Annotated in this window: 12 protein-coding genes; 5 read left to right on the top strand and 7 right to left on the bottom strand. The window is 43.0% G+C overall.

Annotation, left to right across the window (positions count from 1 at the left end; all coding sequences use genetic code 11):
- Positions 1-40 precede the first annotated feature (40 nt).
- Positions 41-2,629, bottom strand: coding sequence for a leucine--tRNA ligase (leuS, locus tag B4U84_RS13600; protein ID WP_131118485.1), 2,589 nt, complete (start codon positions 2,627-2,629; stop codon positions 41-43).
- Positions 2,630-2,716: 87 nt separating this feature from the next.
- On the opposite strand from leuS, the gene B4U84_RS13595 reads away from it, so the two are divergent.
- Positions 2,717-3,160 carry a gamma-glutamylcyclotransferase family protein gene (locus B4U84_RS13595; RefSeq protein WP_131118483.1) on the top strand — a complete coding sequence of 148 codons (444 nt, stop codon included), beginning with the start codon at positions 2,717-2,719 and terminating at the stop codon, positions 3,158-3,160.
- Positions 3,161-3,373: 213 nt separating this feature from the next.
- On the opposite strand, the gene B4U84_RS13590 is transcribed toward B4U84_RS13595, so the two are convergent.
- The 3 genes from B4U84_RS13590 to B4U84_RS30605 form a co-directional block, all read right to left on the bottom strand.
- A complete protein-coding gene (locus tag B4U84_RS13590; RefSeq protein WP_131118481.1) occupies positions 3,374-3,985 on the bottom strand; it encodes an anti-sigma factor family protein in 612 nt (203 codons plus the stop codon).
- Between the two features lie 164 nt (positions 3,986-4,149).
- On the bottom strand, positions 4,150-4,806 hold the full coding sequence (gene sigG / locus B4U84_RS13585) for an RNA polymerase sigma factor SigG (protein WP_017312775.1): 657 nt from the start codon (positions 4,804-4,806) through the stop codon (positions 4,150-4,152).
- A gap of 411 nt (positions 4,807-5,217) precedes the next feature.
- On the bottom strand, positions 5,218-5,370 hold the full coding sequence (locus B4U84_RS30605) for a QAALIT motif small membrane protein (protein ID WP_017312777.1): 153 nt from the start codon (positions 5,368-5,370) through the stop codon (positions 5,218-5,220).
- A gap of 350 nt (positions 5,371-5,720) precedes the next feature.
- Here B4U84_RS30605 and B4U84_RS13580 point away from each other — a divergent pair, with 350 nt between their 5' ends.
- Positions 5,721-6,395 carry a L,D-transpeptidase gene (locus B4U84_RS13580; protein ID WP_131118479.1) on the top strand — a complete coding sequence of 225 codons (675 nt, stop codon included), beginning with the start codon at positions 5,721-5,723 and terminating at the stop codon, positions 6,393-6,395.
- Positions 6,396-6,853: 458 nt separating this feature from the next.
- Here B4U84_RS13580 and B4U84_RS13575 read toward each other — a convergent pair whose 3' ends face one another.
- Together B4U84_RS13575 and B4U84_RS13570 are read right to left on the bottom strand one after the other, a co-directional pair.
- Positions 6,854-7,399 (bottom strand): late competence development ComFB family protein, encoded by a 546-nt coding sequence (locus tag B4U84_RS13575; RefSeq protein WP_017312779.1) that lies wholly within the window; start codon positions 7,397-7,399, stop codon positions 6,854-6,856.
- A gap of 100 nt (positions 7,400-7,499) precedes the next feature.
- Positions 7,500-8,420 carry a M23 family metallopeptidase gene (locus B4U84_RS13570; protein WP_131118477.1) on the bottom strand — a complete coding sequence of 307 codons (921 nt, stop codon included), beginning with the start codon at positions 8,418-8,420 and terminating at the stop codon, positions 7,500-7,502.
- A 427-nt stretch (positions 8,421-8,847) separates the two neighbouring features.
- Between B4U84_RS13570 and B4U84_RS13565 the strand changes: the two genes are divergently transcribed.
- Complete coding sequence (locus B4U84_RS13565) at positions 8,848-11,187, top strand: monovalent cation:proton antiporter family protein (RefSeq protein WP_131118475.1); 2,340 nt, start codon at positions 8,848-8,850, stop codon at positions 11,185-11,187.
- Positions 11,188-11,262: 75 nt separating this feature from the next.
- Here the strand turns inward: B4U84_RS13565 and B4U84_RS13560 are convergent, their stop codons facing one another.
- A complete protein-coding gene (locus B4U84_RS13560) occupies positions 11,263-12,729 on the bottom strand; it encodes a Fic family protein (protein ID WP_131118473.1) in 1,467 nt (488 codons plus the stop codon).
- 115 nt (positions 12,730-12,844) lie between these two features.
- Here B4U84_RS13560 and B4U84_RS13555 point away from each other — a divergent pair, with 115 nt between their 5' ends.
- Both B4U84_RS13555 and B4U84_RS13550 read left to right on the top strand, forming a co-directional pair.
- Complete coding sequence (locus B4U84_RS13555; protein ID WP_017312785.1) at positions 12,845-14,749, top strand: GTPase family protein; 1,905 nt, start codon at positions 12,845-12,847, stop codon at positions 14,747-14,749.
- A gap of 526 nt (positions 14,750-15,275) precedes the next feature.
- Positions 15,276-15,877: tetratricopeptide repeat protein (locus B4U84_RS13550; protein ID WP_131118959.1), on the top strand; the 602-nt coding region annotated here is incomplete at its 3' end.

Raw genomic sequence — 15,877 nt, 5'->3', positions numbered from 1 at the left:
CCCCACCTTCCCCGATCCCCGATCCCCGATCCCCGATCCCCTATCCAATTACAAAATTAATCAACTTACCAGGCACCACAATCACCTTTTTAATCTCTTTGCCTTCTATATAACGTTTGGCAATTTCAGATTCGCGGGCGTATTTTTCCAACTCTGCTTTGTCTGCTTGTGCTGGAACTGGAATTGCACCGCGAGTTTTACCCATAATCTGAATCACCAAGTTAATTTCATCAGCAACTAAGGCTGCTGAGTCATACTTCGGCCAGGTTTGGGTATGGACTGAGTTGCTGTTACCCAACAAATGCCACAATTCATCGGCAATGTGGGGTGCAAAAGGTGCCAGCAAGACAACTAAAGTTTGAATACCTTCTGCATAGACTGGCGAGTCTTTACAGGAAGCGTCAGTGATGGCGTTACTCAATTTCATCAATTCTGAAATCGCAGTGTTAAATTGATATTCATCTTCTACGTCTTCACTGACTTCTTTAATTGCGGTGTGAATTGCCCGTCGTAAGTCTTTTTCGATTTTGGATTTTGGATTCTCGATTTTGGATTGATCTATTTTTGGTGATGACTGATTCTCAGCAAACTCTGTCACTAACCGCCAAACTCGGTTCAAAAAGCGAAATTGCCCTTCTACGTCTGCTTCATCCCATTCTAAGTCTTTTTCTGGTGGTGCTTTGAACAAGATAAACATCCGGGCGGTATCGATACCATATTTATTAATCACATCTTCTGGCGCAACACCATTGCCTTTGGATTTAGACATGGTGGCATAAATGCGCTGGAGTGGTTCACCTGTTTGGGGATCACGGGGATCATTAGGATCAACAAGATGGGAAGGAACCCATTTGTCTTTACCACCTTTGTTAGGGTTGAAGTAAGTTAAACCCTGTACCATTCCTTGAGTTAACAAGCGTTGGAAAGGTTCGTCAAAATTCAACAAGCCGCGATCGCGTAATACTTTAGTAAAGAACCGCGAATATAACAAGTGCAAAATCGCGTGTTCAATTCCACCCACATATTGATCTACGGGCATTAAATCATTTACCCTTGCAGAGTCGAAAACCTGCTGTTCATTCCTAGCATCGGTAAAACGCAAGAAATACCACGACGAATCAATAAACGTATCCATCGTGTCGGTTTCCCGTTTTGCGGGTGTACCGCAGTTTGGACAAGGTACGTTTACCCAACTTTCTAATTTTGCCAAAGGCGAACCACCACGCCCGGTAAATTCTACATTTTCCGGTAACTTTACAGGCAAGTCTTGATCGGGAACCGGAACCGCACCACAGTTGGGACAATGAATTATGGGAATGGGTGCGCCCCAGTAACGTTGTCGAGAAATCAACCAATCCCGCAAGCGATACTGTACCCGTTCTTTACCAAAGCCTTGTTGTTCGGCGTACTCGACAATTGCTTTTTTGGCATCAGTGGAATTCAGGCGATCAAATTGACTAGAATTCACCAACACTCCAGGTTCAGTGTATACCTCTTGTAGAGACGTTACATGTGACGTCTCTACATTATCAGGAGGAACAATTACCACTTTTATTGGCAAATTCTGTTCCTTGGCAAATTTAAAATCTCGTGCATCGTGTGCTGGCACACCCATGACAGCACCCGTACCGTATTCGTACAATACATAATCAGCAATCCAAATCGGAATTTCTTCCCCTGTAAACGGGTTAATTGCTTTACCACCCGTCGGTATACCCCGCTTGGGCTTATCTTCCGCAGTGCGTTCCAACTCGCTTTGGTTGGTAACTTCTTGCACAAAGGCTTCTACTGCTGCTTGCTGTTCTGGTGTTGTCACCAGTTGTGTTAAAGGGTGTTCGGGCGCTAAAACTACGTAGCTAACACCATAAACTGTATCTGGACGGGTGGTGTAGACACCGATTTTTTCAGAATTTCCCACAATGGGAAACTCCAAATATGCACCTGTAGATTTGCCAATCCAGTTCGCCTGCATCAACTTGACACGTTCTGGCCATCCGGGCAATTTTTCCAAGTCATTTAACAATTCTTCGGCGTAGTCGGTGATTTTGAAAAACCATTGGCGCAATAATTTACGTTCGACTTTTGCTCCACTGCGCCAGGAACGTCCTTCGTTGTCTACTTGTTCGTTTGCCAATACAGTTTGGTCAATGGGGTCCCAGTTTACTGCTGCTTCTTTTTGGTAAGCTAAACCTGCTTGGTAAAACTGCAAGAAAATCCACTGTGTCCACTTATAATAATCTGGGGAACAGGTGGCAACTTCACAGTCCCAATCAATCGATAAACCCAGACGTTGCAATTGCTGCCGCATCTGGTCAATATTTTGATAAGTCCAAGTTGACGGGGGAACACCTCGGTCAATTGCGGCATTTTCTGCGGGTAAACCGAAAGCATCCCAACCCATCGGATGCAGTACCCGATAACCTTGCATTCGCTTGAGGCGGGCAATCACATCACTAATCGTATAATTACGGACGTGACCCATGTGCAGGCTGCCCGATGGATAGGGGAACATGGACAGGGCGTAGTATTTTGGCTTATTAGTGTCTAGGGAAATTTTATCTAAGCCAAGTTCATTCCATGTCTTTTGCCATTTTTCCTCAATCTCTGTTGGGTTATATCGGGAATCCACGAAAACTCTCCTACTGGACTTTAACCATAGTTTGCCTCCATATTTTAGATGATGGTAGGCAAACCAATGGCTTGGTTGAAATAAGCAATGATTGAATTAAAAGAAAAATCTTCTGGTTTATTGCGGGTGTTTGTTTATGGCACCCTCAAACCAGGAGAAGTTAATTATTATAACTACTGCGATCGCAAAGTGGTAAATGCGACTAAAGCTTATGTGCTGGGTAAACTGTTTGATTTACCCCAAGGCTATCCAGCTATGATACCAGGGGATAGTCCTGTCTACGGGTATTTGCTAGAATTTGATTTTCCAGAAGTTCTTGTTGAACTAGATGAACTGGAAGATTACCACCCCGCTAGACCTGATTCGGAAAATTTATATAATCGGCAACAAATAGAAGTATACGATTGCCAAGGGCGATCGCTCGGTTGGGCTTGGGCTTACTTGATGACACCGGAAATGGTTAATAACTTGGGAGGTATTTACCAAGCCGATGGTTGGTGGAGTAATGCGATTTTGGATTTTGGATTTTAGATTTTGGATTGGGAAACTCTTTGTGCATAAGAGTTGTGTAAGCCCATCTGTTCCATTCTTTTTTCAAATAGGTATAATTTGTGAATTAATTCAAAGGTGTCTAGGCAAAGATCGCGCACTTGTAGTGGGGTTGAAATAAGGAGACCCTTACAAATGACCAATGACAAATAACAAATGACGACCCTAACTAATTAACTTTAGACTTGTGCATTCTTAATGATATTCATTTCCTATATCTAAAGTTGGTAGCTGTTTTGTTCGATTAAATCGATCTTCTGGGTTAGTTTCTGCTGCTTTGGGAATTGGCAGAATCGGATTGTTAATAGAAACATTTAATGGTGCTGCACCAATAGTCTTTGCTGGTTCTGTCTGTTCTGTTGCGGGGTTGTAAGCCATTTGTGGGCTGAGTTCCCCACCCGGTAATAAGCCAGACACCGCACCAATAATTGTTGCGGCTATGGCTGTACCTCCCCAAACTAAGGCTAGACGTGTGCGACGACGACGTAAACGAACCATGACTCGTTCAACAGTTTCTTCCGCTGCTAGTGACTGCGGTACTGGCATTGTCCGCAAGCCTTGACGCAATTTCAAAAGTCGTACATACAAGCATTTTACTGACTGATCGTTTGCCAGTAATTCTTCTACTTGCCTACGTTCGGCAGCAGTGACTTCACCATCAAGATAAGCACTTAATAACTCGAAGCGATCGCGCTTCACCATATCCATAGCACCCGTTGACTCATTGGTATGCTCTGCCTCCCCATCTGGCAAATCAAGATTTAATTGCAAGTGGGAATAGTCGTTAAAGTGAGAATCAGTAGTCATCTTAACATTATTACCAATTCATGCACGGGTAAACACAAAGAACTCGATCAAGGATAATCCTTATTTCTCCTGATTTCTCCTAGTAGCAGAAGCAGTTTTCATAACTTTAATAAATCTTAATGAAATATAAAATTCTGCCCTTCACCTGATGGTGAAACTTTAAACTAGGAACCAAGATAAGTTTGTAACTGCGATTGTAATCTGGCTCTAGCTCTGGCTATTCTCGATTTGACTGTTCCCAGGGAAACTCCAGTGATTTCGGCAATTTCTTCGTATGCCATACCCTCAATTTCCCTTAAAACTATAGTCGTACGGAATACCTCCGGCAAATCCGCGATCGCTTCTCGCAATTGTTCATAGAACTCTCTAGTTGTGAGTTCTTCTTCTGGACCAGGAGTATCTCCTGCGATTTCCCAATCCATTTCGCCGTCGTCTACTGAACGAGGAGCATCCAGCGATACAGGACTGACGACTCGCTTACGTTTGCGTAACTCGTCGTAAAACAAGTTAGTCGCAATGCGGCTTAACCAACCCCGAAATTTAGCTGGTTCTTGCAACCGATTAATATTGCGATAGACCCGAATCCAAACTTCTTGAGCTAGATCCGCTCTGTCAGACCAGTCAGGGGCTAAATGGTACAATACTCTATCAACTTGGGATTGATAACGACGCAGAAGTTCTGCAAAAGCAGCACGATCTGGGCGCAGTCCAGTCTGACAGCGTAAAATTAAATCGTGGTTAGAGAGTTTGTCAACTTGCACTGATGCTTCCGGGACTCTGGCATCAACAGTTGACCAGGATACAGTAATCGATTCGCTCATAGATCGTACTGGTTGTAAATCATCCCTATCTATTAGACCTACTTATCTGCCGGATGTTCCTTGTATGAGTGACGGATTTATGACTGGAACACAGCATACCTTTGCAGATACTTTGCTATAGAACACAGTTAGGTTACGTGTATTTGTGACAGCGAGCATCACTGAATACTTAACTATTGTCAAAAATATTTTTTTATGATATCTAAGCTTTGACAAGTGTCAAATTATTTTAGATTTTGAATTTTAGATTTTGGATTTTAGATTTTGGATTTTAGATTTTGGATTTTGGACTTCGTCGCGAGCCTCAGCGAAACTATTTTGCATTGACCTCACAATTCTTTTGTGGCCCAATGCCCAATCCCCAATCCACAATGCCCAATGCCCAATGCCGCCCAATCAATGCCCATTCCATTACTTTTGTGGCAACCTCACCAAAATAGCCGGTGCTGGTTGTTGTAACTGCTGTAAATCAGCGCCTCTATTGGATTGTTCGAGTACGCGAACTTGCAAAAATAAATTCAGGGAAAACGTGATCGTAATTGCTAGTAATAGTTTTTCTAACATGATACTTACTCCCACCCACACTATGAACACCACTTAAAATGATTGAAAACAAGACCTGTTCGGTTCCAGGGAGTATCTATAAAATTCTCACCCGGATTTTTATAAAACTAGGCAATAGCACAACTCTGTATAGCCCTAGTTTGCCCATGAGTATGAAGAAATTCATAATGGAACTGCTAAATGTTTGTAAATTTTTGGTAATTCGTTGAGGAGAGAATCTCAAAAGCTTTTCAGCAATAGCTAACTGTAAAATACATAACAGTCACAGTCGCTTTCATTAAAGCTAGAGTAGGGAAGAAAAACTGTGATCTGATAGCTGAGTTAACGGGGAATTTTGGAGAAAATAAACGATGGCGATGGTAAGAAATGAATCTGTAACGCGTATGGCAATGCTACTTTGTTTTGGCACAGGCTTCTTATCTCTCGCTGTCCATTGGTATGTTTCTAGTTTGATGACATCTCCAACAAATCAAGAACCTGGTGGAATGTATGTAGCAAGAGCAACAGATACAGTTGCAAAGCCAAAATTTTTTATACCAGATGAAAAACACAAAGCAAACCTTTCTCATCAAATTCAGTCCCAGTTGGCTAAGGCTTCCACAACACAAAAGCCTTCTAGTGTTCTTGCATCTGCGGATCAGACACATGTAATAGTTGATTTAAGCGATCGCCGCGTTTATGTTCAGCGCCAAAATCAAGTTATCGCTAGTTACCCAACAGGTATCGGTAAAAAAGGCTGGGAGACACCCACAGGTTCTTTTCAAATTGAAAATATGCGACGTAACCCTGTTTGGCGTCACCCAATTACAAACAAGGTATTTCCAGCAGGTGTAAATAGTCCTCTGGGAGATAGATGGATCGGTTTTTGGTCAGATGGTCACAATAAAATCGGCTTTCACGGTACACCAGATGACAGCTTAGTAGGTAGTGCAGTTTCCCACGGTTGCTTGCGTATGCGTACCCCCGACGTACGTTTGTTATACCAACAGGTACGGCTGGGGACAACAGTGGAAGTTCGGCAATAGTTATTTGTCAAGTGTCAAGTGTCAAGTATGAGAAGGCAGAAGGCACTTATGCTGAAGGGAACCCCATAAATAAATTTAGGGGTTTCTAACAAGGACGCCTTGTATCTTGTGCTACGCATCTTGATACAAATCTTATTATCTTTTCCACGAATAAATTCGGGGGCTTGAAACCAAATGGCAGAATGAAGAGGACTGAATTTTTTGGTATAAATTTTTTCTTAAACCTTCTGCCTTCTGCCCTCAGCATAAGTGCCTTTCTTCGGTCAAGTGTCAAGTGTAACTATAGGAATCCGTTTTGATTTATGAACTTACTCGTGAAAAAGGGGAACTATTCACGAGGAAGAGGAAACAAAAAGTGTACTGAACTGAGGTTTTGAAGCGCAGAGCGCAGGCTACGCCAACACAAATAAAATAGAAATCCTAATATTAACCAATGACCAATCACCAATGACCAATGACTAAGACAATGACTTCTGCTCAAAATTGGGTGCGTAGGCTTGGAGTAAAGTACTGACTTGACGTAATACTTCATTGCCAGTGTTTTTACCCAAAACCTGTCGTTCAGGGAAGAAATTCGGTCTATCCAGATAACGGCTGATCGCTGCACTCACTTGTTGGACAATTAATTCTTGTAGTTCTGCTTTGGCGTGTTGGCGCTGATAGTTAGCACCTTCTTCTGTGGTGGCGTATAAAGGGGGTAGACGGTTGAGGGCGTAAGCAGCAATATCTCCAACATCTAAGGAAGTTTCGCTAGTAGCTTCGATTTCAGCTATGCGGGCGATCGCTTCTGTCAATACCAACTCTTCCATAACATTAATAAACTGTTTGCGTGGTACCGCTACCACCTCACCAGTCAACAGCGTTCCCATCAGCCGATCCAGTGCCATATACTCTTCGATAGAGAGTTCGTTGGCATTATCACAAATTCGTCCGACTTCTGCTTCCATTGCTGGTGTCAAATAACCATCCTGGAGAGCCTGTTGCACAATTTTTTCTATACTCATAATGCTCATCTTTTATATAAGCCACCCAAGCAATGAGGGACGGTACCAATCCAGTTTATTTTGCCCAATCTGATCAAAGAATACACAATAAGTGAAATAACTATTTAAATTCTTGATATCGCCATGGTGTTGGATCAACAGATTGACCGTTGACATATAATCCCCAGTGCAAGTGAGGTCCTGTAGAAGCACCTGTAGAACCCACTGCGCCAATCACTTGACCGGGTTTAACAATATCGCCTTCTTTGACATTAATGCGACTCAGGTGCATAAAAATACTTGTCACCCCTTGACCGTGGTCAATACCAACGACGTTACCATGAACCCGAAAACCTTGAGATACTTTTCCTACCAAAGCGACTCGCCCAGCAGCTGGAGCAACTACAGGTGAACCGCTAGGACCAGCATAGTCAACACCGCGATGATAGTAATCTTTAGCAAATTTACCATTATAGTAACGACGTACACCATAGATTGTGGAGATTCGTCCGGCGTTTGGTTTAGCAAAAATGCCATTCCAGTATTTTTGCGGTGTTTGCAAAGCTTTAAATTCTGCTACACGCTTGAGTTCGTATTCTGTAGCTTTTACTCCTGCTTTTCCTGGGGGTAAATTAATCCGTTGTACAGGGAACTTGCGTGAGTTCACTTGTACCAATAAATTCTGTACCTGACCATCTCCAGAAACGCGAACTGTTCTTTTACCACTCTCTTGTAATGGTGTGGTGGGAATAAAAGCCCGATACTGATTAGGACTAATTTTAAAGGCTGGGTAAGTTTTATCTCCAGAAGTGACTGTTGGACTCGCACCAGTGACCGGATTATCTACATTAATGAAAACCGATAAAGTATCTCCTAATTTCGGATTAGCCGGAGTCATCCGTACCTGTAGCGCCTCTGCGGGTAGCGCTAAGGCTACAGGGATAACAGCTAACATCCCAACCATTCTGGTAACAAGACGGTGAACTGACAAATTAGACACAGCTGTTGGAACCAACTTTTGAGCGCGATTTACGGTAGTCATAAGAGATACAAAAAATTCTATCTGCTGATGAACAACAGACTATTTTACAGGCTGTAGTGTTTCTAACTGCCGACAGCAAATTTTATGAGACAACACTTTCTAGTGTAATATTTATGACTTGTCAGACCACTAGTAGTCTGTCACATCAACTTTGCTGGGTGGGTTTGAGTGCATTCCTGGAGCGATCGCAAACGCAAAATCTTCAAGCCTGAATCATGCGTAATTAGTTTACTAGTGGTCATAAAGGTAAAATTTCATCAAATATTTTATTGACATTTTAGTTTGTTTGTGTAATCGATTTTATCGAAGAGAACTACATAAAACCTATTTCAAAGCTGTTATTTCATTTACTGCGGAATTCCCCACAGACATATCAAACTTTTGTATGCTGATTGTAAATAGGTCTTAATAGTTCTTTGAAAAACTTGTGCAAGAAGATTTTAGATTAATTGTTGATTTAGTCTCAGTTCTCGCCGTCGCCGCCTGTGGTGGACTGTTGGCGGCGCTTTTAAAACAACCTGTTTTACTGGGGTATCTAATTGGGGGGGTTGTTATTGGCCCATCAGGACTAGGGCTAATTAAAGAATTAATTCAAGTAGAGACTCTAGCACAGTTTGGCGTTGCCTTTTTGTTATTTGCCTTGGGAGTTGAGTTTTCCTTTGCAGAACTCAAAAAAGTCAAAGCGATCGCCCTCGGTGGAGGTACACTACAAATTACCCTGACAATCGCCGTTACTGTTTTGGTATGCGGTTTAACGGGGGCTTGGGGAACTTTACCAGCGAAGGGCGTATTTCTAGGGGGAATTCTATCTTTATCTTCCACAGCAGTTGTTCTCAAATGTTTGATGGAACGCAACGAGACGGAAACACCCCACGGACAGGTGATGCTGGGAATTTTGGTGGTGCAGGATTTGGCTTTGGGACTAATGTTGGCAGTTTTGCCGGCTTTGCACCAACCAGGAGAATCGATTGTGATGGCGGTGCTGACAGCCTTGGCGCTGATTGGTTTGTTTGCGGCGGGTGCTGTAATTGCTGGTAAGTGGATTATTCCGCCTTTGTTGCGGATGCTAGCTCGCACAGAAAGCCGAGAGCTATTTTTATTAGGGGTAGTGGCGCTGTGTTTGGGTATTGCTCTGTTGACAGAATATTTAGGGCTGTCGATTGAAATGGGGGCGTTTGTTGCGGGTTTGATGATCTCGGAAGTAGAATACGCTGATCAAACCCTGACTTATGTAGAACCACTACGAGATATTTTCGCGAGTTTGTTCTTTGCTTCAATTGGGATGTTAATCGATCCAGTGTTTTTGTGGCATAACCTGGAATTGATTCTCGGATTGGTAGCACTGGTATTTGTTGGTAAATTTTTAATTATCACACCCCTAGTCAAACTGTTCCGCTACCCTCTGAAGACGGCGTTAATCACTGGCTTGGGACTGGCGCAAATTGGGGAATTTTCCTTTGTCTTAGCCAGTGAAGGACAAGCTTTGGGACTAGTTTCTCGGCACATATATTTACTGATTTTGGGAACAACTGCGGTAACATTGGTACTGACTCCCTTTGTATTACGCTTAGTACCAATTGTTTTTGACTGGTTAGAATCAATGCCTTGGCTAAAGCCCTATTTTAGTGGCGAGGGTAAGCCGTTGGAAGTAGCCGATGAATTACCAATCAAAGATCATATTGTAGTTTGTGGTTATGGGCGAGTCGGTAAAAATTTGGTGAAATTGTTACAGCAACACAACTTACCTGTAGTGGTGATTGATCAATCTGAAAGTAGAATTCAACAGTTGCGTGAGGCGGGAGTACCTTATGTGTATGGAAATTGTGTGAGTTTTCACGTTTTAGAAACTGCGATGGTGAGCCAAGCTAAAGGAATGGCGATCGCACTTCCCGATCCAATGAGTATTCGACTTTGTCTCAAACGCGCTTTAGAATTATCTCCTGATTTAGATGTAGTAGTACGTGCCACCAGCGATAAAAATATTGAAGTTCTTTACCAACTGGGTGCAAGGGAAGTTGTACAACCAGAATTTGAAGCCAGTATAGAAATGGCAACCTACATCTTAAATGCTGCGGGCTTCTCAAGTGTTGTTGTCCAACGGGAAATGCAAGAAATCCGCAACCGTCATTATTTAGATTTGCGTCCAGAACAATCAGCTTACCAAGTTTCCCGCCATTTGCGACGAGCGACTCAAGACTTAAATAACCGTTGGTATTCTCTACCAGAAACTTCACCCTTAATCGGTATGAATTTAGAAGAAGCCGATATGCGCTACTTAACTGGGGTAAGTTTAATGGCTATTCGCCGCGCCAGTGGGGAAGAAGTCGATTATCCCGATGCTACTACCAGATTAGAAAAAGGCGATCGCTTGTTGGTGGTGGGTTCAGGTGAGGAATTAGCCGCTTTAGAAGAATTTGCTCTTGGTAAGGCAACCGTTCCCGGCGACAATAGTGCTTGTCAGTGGGTAATAGTCAACGCCGATTGTCCAATGCTTGGTAAAACTTTGGCAGATTTGAAGATTCGTCAACAATTTGGGGTGCAAGTGCAATCAATGCGCCGCGATGGCAAGTTTATTCGCTTCCCCAATGGCAAGACGGAATTGCAAGCCCAAGATCAATTATTATTGTGCGGTAGTTTGACAAGTCTCAATTATCTGGAACAATTATTTGCTCCAGCAGATTCTCAATCGTCATCGGTTCCTGTGGTGAAAGCTAGTGAAGCGGAAGCTTTGAAAGAGTTTTTACCGATGGATAGTGTGATTGATTAATATCGGTAATATTTTAGCGCTCGCAATCTAAACCTTAAATCTAGACCATGGGGAGAGGCGAGCGCAATAATTTCTTCATAAGCTTTTATTCCAATATTCCAAACCAGTCACAACTATATCTTCTAACCATTGCTTAAAACGCTCTAATAAGTTGCTTTCTTCGTCAGCATAAGAAAATTGAAATGGAGAATCACTTAAGGTTTGAATATCACTAATGTTGCGTTCCCCTTCTTCTGTATCATCTCTGTGGTAAGCACATGCAGAACACACAAGTAAACCGCGATACTCATGTCCTAGAACATGAAATGAAAGCAAAATAATCGTTGATGCTTCTATATTGATAATTAACTGTATCCAGCTGTGATAATTACGAAGATTGGCAAAATATCCTAGTTGTTTTGCTGTCTCTACAACTTGATACCGATGATAGTAAGAGCGATCATCACCAAAAGAAGCTTCTACTGTAAAAACCTGAGCATCATCTATCAAGTTTTGCACAGAAAGTTTAATTTCATCAGCAACATCCCGCAAGCGATTAGATGCTATTTCAAACAAATGAGTAGCATAATTCTCGACTTTTTGGCATCTTTCTTGAATAGATGCTGACTGATTTTGCTTGAGTTTGTCAGCAATAGAAGCAATAATAACTTGAGTCCGTCGTGTCTCTGATAATATTTGTTCCGATAAGCCAAGACTACGAATAAATGCCTGTTTTTGGCTTCTTGAAAATAATTTAATTAAATCTGATAAATCACTTTGATCTGCTTGTTCAAGAGCAGTAATATAAGCCGCTCGATCATCGCGAGTCAGGACTAAAGGAAACCACCCTGCTTGGATAAAAACCAAACTCGCAAGACATCGAGCTATTCTACCATTTCCATCCTGAAAAGGATGAATTTGTGTGAATCGATGATGCAACCATGCTGCTTCAACTTCAGGAGCAACTTTTTTTTCTTGATGTTGATGATGCCATGCAAGTAGATTATCCATTTGCGATTGTACTTGCTCTGGCGGACAATATTCGTGAACAGAACCATCTCCTCTCATGGGATTGTTCGGTTGTCGCTTCCAATCTCCTCGGATAAAAGGAACACGAATTATTTGTCTTGTAGATGGAACTAAAGCTTCTGTACTATCCTGACTCTGGGTTATAAGCTGATGCAGTTGCTTGATATAGGAATTGGATAAAACCCTTTGTCCGCCAACAAAATCAAATAGTCCTTCAATAGCAGCTTCTTGATCTTGGATCAGTGCTATTACTTGTTTAACTGGTCGATCTGTAGCTCCATGAGGAATTAAAGCTTCGTTAATACCTTGCTCTATTAACAAGCGAGTAATTCCTCGATCAATCGTATATAACCGTTCTATAATTCCAGTCTCAATAGCTATTTCTCTACGTAACCTTTCCATGAAAGTTATAAATTCACCAGAGTTACGAAGACGTTCTGCTTGCTCATTCCAAACAGTGACTAAAGGTGGCATTTCAGAACTAGCCAATTTTTGCCAATCTGATGGTAAATCTTCTATGGGAACCCACTGCATAAATAATTATAAGTAAATTTGCGTATATAGCTTAACAGTAGCTACTCATGGTAAACAATTTTAGTTAGATCGACAATAGTGATACAACAAGTCTAACCTGGGTAGGTATAGGGCAATGGTGCGACTAAAATTTTGGCAATGGCTCGTCTTAGCAACTCCCATCGCAACCATCATCACTTTCTTACTAGTATCGGCGGGATTGCAAATTCATCAGTGGGGGCTGAATTGGATTTGGGGTGTGTTTATCCTGGTGTTCGTCGGCTGGCGTTGGCTACTGGTACAATGGACTCGCCCTGCGATCGCACAGGTAGAATCGGTGATGGCAGAGGTGAGCAAAGAATTAGAATCTGTGACGGGTGATATAATTCCTTCACAACAAACTGATGCAACCAAGCAAGCCGAAGCCGCGCTCCAAGAAATACTGCAAGCATCAGGGAGCGATCGCCCAATTTGGGAAGATTGGGAAACATTTTGGCAGCGTTGTCAAGCCCTTGTTGTTGCAATTGCCAATATTTATTATCCAGAAGTTAAGTATCCTTTGCTAAATATCTACGTTCCTCAAGCTTACACTTTGATTCGAGGTACGGTAGATGCGATGGATCAGTGGATGCAAAAGTTATCTCCGGCTCTGAATCAAGTTACAGTTGGGCAAGCATTCCAAGCTTATGAAATGTACCAGAAATTGGAACCTTCAGCCCGCAAATTATTACGGGCTTGGAACTTGGCGCAATGGCTATTAAATCCAGTTGCAGCGATCGCCAACCGAGCTAGTCAAGGTTACGGTAATCAAGCAAATCAGCAACTATTGGTGAATTTAAGCCAGTTACTCAGAGAAGCAGCACTGAGAAATTTGTGTCAGCAAGCGATCGCTCTCTATAGTGGTAAACTACCTGTTGTCGAATCTGCGGTTATCCCACCCCCTCCCGCTCCTAGCAAAACTCAAACGTTGCGAGATATCCTCGCCCAAGCCGAACCTGTCGAAGTCGTCGAGCAAAAACCCGTAAATATCTTATTAGTAGGACGAACTGGAGCCGGGAAAAGCAGCTTGATTAATACCCTATTTCAAGCAGATTTAGCGGAAGTCGATGTATTACCTAGCACCGATAAAATTCAGAATTATCACTGGCAAGCACCAGAAGGCGCAACCTTAAACCTTTGGGACACACCTGGTTACGAACAAGTCAACCGTAATGACTTAAGAACGCTAGTGCTTGATTATGCTAGTAATGCAGATTTACTGCTACTTGTCACCCCAGCCCTTGATCCGGCTCTGCAAATGGATGTGGACTTTCTGCAAGACATGCAAGAAGAAGTTGCAGACTTACCTGCAATTGCCATTGTTACCCAAGTTGACCGCCTGCGCCCGATTCGCGAATGGCAACCCCCCTATGATTGGCAATGGGGAGAACGACCAAAAGAAGTAGCAATTCGGGAAGCAACCCAATACCGCGCTCAACAATTGGGTGATTTTTGTAACCGAGTTTTGCCTGTGGTGACAGGAGACAAGAATACGGGTAGGAATGCGTGGGGGATAGATGCATTATCTTTGGTGTTAATTGATGCGATCGCACCAGCCAAGCAATTACGTCTAGCTCGTTTTTTGCGTAACCTAGAGGCTAGGACTGTTGCTGCTGCTAAAATCATCGACCACTACACCTTCCAAATGGCAACAACTCAAGGACTGACAGCATTACTCAAAAGTCCAATTCTGCAATTTATTTCCACCCTTTCAACCGGATCTCCCACTTTGGCGAATCTGCTAGCACAGAAAATTCCAGCGGAACAGTTACCAATTGCGATTGGTAAATTACAAATGGGATATGACTTATTTTTACTCTTGAGTACCGACAAAACACTGAAGTTTGATCTAGTAGCTTTGTGGCCGTTACTATTAGAAAACTCCGGCTCACCTGAGCAAAATGCTAGAGCTTTTGGTCATGCATTGATAGAATACTGGACTCAGAATTTGACCATGGAACAATTACGAGAGCGGTTTGGGTATTATTTGGGTGTGCGTTAATACGAACCACAAGATCCCCGACTTTTTAAAGGATACAAAACCCCTCGTTCACCCACAAATTGGTTGTAGAGACGCGCCATGGCGCGTCTCTACATTCGGTGGAATGACGAAAAATCTCGGTGAGGGGTGTCACCCCTGATTCGCCAGCTGTATCCTTTAAGAAGTCGGGGATCTGGCCTCTCAATTTCCACTCTGAACCAAGAAATTTATGACGCTGTCGGTGTACTAGAAAATTGTGCAAGATTTAGATTAAAACTTGTTGTCGTAAGGACACTAACTTGTGTCGTAAGGACACTAACTTGTGTCGTAAGGACACTAACTCGTGTCGTAAGGACACTAACTCGTGTCGTAAGGACACTAACTTGTGTCGTAAGGACATTAACTCGTGTCGTAAGGACACAAACTTCTGTCGTAAAGACACAAACTCTTGGCGTCCTCTGCGTCTTGGCGGTTCACTCTTCTCCCGAAATTTACTGACTTGGCATTGTAGTAGTTAAGTGAGATTATTACAATATCAACAAAGCAAATGCTGAAGCGGCTTTGGCAGTATTTCAAAAGATTTATCCAGCGCCTATTTCTCAGAAGGCGGACTGTTTCTGTTGTGTCTGAGGAAACAAAACCAGCGCCACAACGGACAGATGCAGAGTATGAATCTTTGTTTCTCCAGCTATTGGAAGGGGTGAATGAAGGCTGGAGTCGAGGGAATGTTAGGGGTTTTTTGGATGGACGTAAAATTAGTGAGGCTGGTTTGGTAGGGTGGTTGCGGGGTTTTGGTGAGGGGTTATTGGCTTCTGATACAGTGCATGATGAGTTAGCACGACGGATGGTGCTGTTGGGTGGGTTGGATGTTGGGGTGTTGGGAGAGGTGGCGCGGGAGATTGGGATGGAGTTGTTGGGGAGGGGAGGGGAAATGAACCGCAGAGGCGCAGAGGACGCGGAGGAAGAGGGGGGAGAGGCGGAGGTTTGGTTGAATAGGGGTGTTGAACAGTTGGAAGCGGGAGATTTTGAAGGTGCGATCGCATCTTGGGATGAAGCTGTAAAAATTAAACCTGATTTCGACCTAGTTTGGACTATCCGGGGGATTGCGCTGCGTCAGTTGGGACGCTATGAAGAGGCGATCGCATCCTT

Source organism: Westiellopsis prolifica IICB1, assembly GCF_004323185.1.
In the GTDB taxonomy this organism is placed as follows: Bacteria; Cyanobacteriota; Cyanobacteriia; order Cyanobacteriales; family Nostocaceae; genus Pelatocladus; species Pelatocladus prolificus_A.
This window is presented reverse-complemented; position numbering and strand designations above follow the sequence as displayed.

What these genes read in the sequence shown, in the direction of transcription:
- B4U84_RS13595 (WP_131118483.1), top strand. Translation starts at nt 2,717, where the DNA reads ATGATTGAATTAAAAGAAAAATCTTCTGGTTTATTGCGGGTGTTTGTT.
- B4U84_RS13590 (WP_131118481.1), bottom strand. Translation starts at nt 3,985, where the DNA reads ATGACTACTGATTCTCACTTTAACGACTATTCCCACTTGCAATTAAAT.
- sigG (WP_017312775.1), bottom strand. Translation starts at nt 4,806, where the DNA reads ATGAGCGAATCGATTACTGTATCCTGGTCAACTGTTGATGCCAGAGTC.
- B4U84_RS30605 (WP_017312777.1), bottom strand. Translation starts at nt 5,370, where the DNA reads ATGTTAGAAAAACTATTACTAGCAATTACGATCACGTTTTCCCTGAAT.
- B4U84_RS13580 (WP_131118479.1), top strand. Translation starts at nt 5,721, where the DNA reads ATGGCGATGGTAAGAAATGAATCTGTAACGCGTATGGCAATGCTACTT.
- B4U84_RS13575 (WP_017312779.1), bottom strand. Translation starts at nt 7,399, where the DNA reads ATGAGTATAGAAAAAATTGTGCAACAGGCTCTCCAGGATGGTTATTTG.
- B4U84_RS13570 (WP_131118477.1), bottom strand. Translation starts at nt 8,420, where the DNA reads ATGACTACCGTAAATCGCGCTCAAAAGTTGGTTCCAACAGCTGTGTCT.
- B4U84_RS13560 (WP_131118473.1), bottom strand. Translation starts at nt 12,729, where the DNA reads ATGCAGTGGGTTCCCATAGAAGATTTACCATCAGATTGGCAAAAATTG.
- B4U84_RS13555 (WP_017312785.1), top strand. Translation starts at nt 12,845, where the DNA reads ATGGTGCGACTAAAATTTTGGCAATGGCTCGTCTTAGCAACTCCCATC.